This window comes from Cellulomonas triticagri (genome assembly GCF_003696205.1).
Taxonomy (GTDB): Bacteria; Actinomycetota; Actinomycetes; order Actinomycetales; family Cellulomonadaceae; genus Cellulomonas; species Cellulomonas triticagri.
In genome coordinates, this window is the sequence record NZ_RFFI01000243.1 from 1 (window position 1) to 1,815 (window position 1,815).

Sequence of the window (1,815 nt, forward strand, 5' to 3'; positions counted from 1 at the left end):
CCGAGCGCGAGGAGGCCCGGCAGCGGCACGCCGCCGTCGCCACCGCCGTCACCACCGGCGCCCGGCACACCCTCGCCGTCGTGGAGCGGGCGCTGCAGCACGCCGCCGACGAGCGAGACGCCGCCGAGGCCGCCCGCGCCGAGCGGGAGACCGCGCTGGCCGCGGTCCGCACGCGGGTCGACGAGCACCAGCGCGACGTCGCGCACCTCACCGACGCCGCGCACCGGGACGAGGTCGCCCGCGCCGAGCAGCGGCTGCGCATCGAGCAGCTGCAGACCCGCGCCGTCGAGGACCTCGGCGTCGACCCGGCCGTGCTGGTCGAGGAGTTCGGCCCGCACCGCATGGTGCCCGTGCTCACCCCGCCCGCCGCCGAGGACGACGACGCGCCCCGCGAGGTGCCGTACGTCCGGACCGAGCAGGAGAAGCGGCTGCGGTCCGCCGAGCGCGCGCTGTCCCAGCTCGGCAAGGTCAACCCCCTCGCGCTGGAGGAGTTCGCGGCGCTGGAGGAGCGGCACAAGTTCCTGGTCGAGCAGCTCGCCGACCTCAAGAAGTCCCGGGCCGACCTGCTGGAGATCGTCCGGGAGATCGACGAGCGCGTGGAGCGGGTGTTCGCCGACGCCTACCGCGACACCGCCGAGCAGTTCGACCGGGTGTTCCCCCGGCTGTTCCCCGGCGGCGAGGGGCGCCTCGTGCTCACCGACCCGGGGGACATGCTCACCACGGGCATCGAGGTCGAGGCGCGCCCGGCGGGCAAGAAGGTCAAGCGGCTGTCCCTGCTGTCCGGCGGGGAGCGGTCGCTCACCGCCGTCGCGCTGCTGGTGTCGATCTTCAAGGCGCGGCCCAGCCCGTTCTACGTCATGGACGAGGTCGAGGCCGCGCTCGACGACGCGAACCTCGGGCGGCTGCTGGAGATCTTCCGGGAGCTGCAGGAGGACTCGCAGCTGATCGTCGTCACCCACCAGAAGCGCACGATGGAGATCGCCGACGCCCTCTACGGCGTCACCATGCGCGGCGACGGCGTCACGACCGTCATCAGCCAGCGGCTGCGCGACGAGGTACCCGTCTGAACCCCCTCAGGGGGTTTCCCACCGGGTCGCTGTGAAGGTTCCGTAGGGGTTCGGCACCGGGACGCGCGCGACCCAGGCGCCTCGCAGGAGCCCGGTCGAGACTGGGGCCATGGGTGGGTTCTTCGTCGTCATCGCACTGGCCGTGGCAGCCGCCGTCGGGGTCATCGTGCTGGCGAACCGGGCGAGCGGCGGCACGGACGTGCGCACGTTCTGGGCGGACCTGCGTGCCGGGCTCGGCCGCCGACGCGGGGCCGAGGGTGCACCGCCGGAGGACGAGCCGGAGCCCGTGGACGTGTCCTTCGACCGGTTCTTCGCCGAGGCGCCGCAGGCCGACGACGGCTACCTGCAGCTCGACGACCTCGCCGAGGCGCTGGAGCGCACGGGGGAGCGGGCCGCGCACCTGCGCGAGCGGCTGCCCCACGCGCGCGGCGGCCAGGACGCGGAGCCCGAGGCCCCGGTCCGGCCCGACGCCGTCCCCGCGGCAGCCGCACCCCGACCGGCCCGCCGCAGCGGCCACACGCCCGGCGTCGTCGTGGTCGGACCGCCGGTCCTGCCGCCGCAGCGCGGCGACGGCTGACACACTGTCCCGGTGGACTCGAACGACCTCCTGAACCTCCTGCTCGTCGGCGTGCCGGCGCTCGCCGTCCTCGGCGGTGGCGCCGCCGTCATCCAGCGGCGCCGCTCCGCGGGCCGCGACGCCGCCCCCGGACCCGACGCCCCCGCGACCGGGACCGGCACCGGCACCCTC

At 75.6% G+C, this 1,815-nt stretch carries 2 protein-coding genes; both read left to right on the forward strand.

The window, feature by feature from the left end; all coding sequences use genetic code 11:
* Window positions 1-1,067, forward strand: a 1,067-nt coding sequence (locus EBM89_RS20530; protein WP_147463657.1) for an AAA family ATPase, incomplete at its 5' end; no start/stop codon positions are given.
* Between the two features lie 109 nt (window positions 1,068-1,176).
* A complete protein-coding gene (locus EBM89_RS20535; protein ID WP_122151403.1) occupies window positions 1,177-1,644 on the forward strand; it encodes a hypothetical protein in 468 nt (155 codons plus the stop codon).
* Window positions 1,645-1,815: the final 171 nt, after the last annotated feature.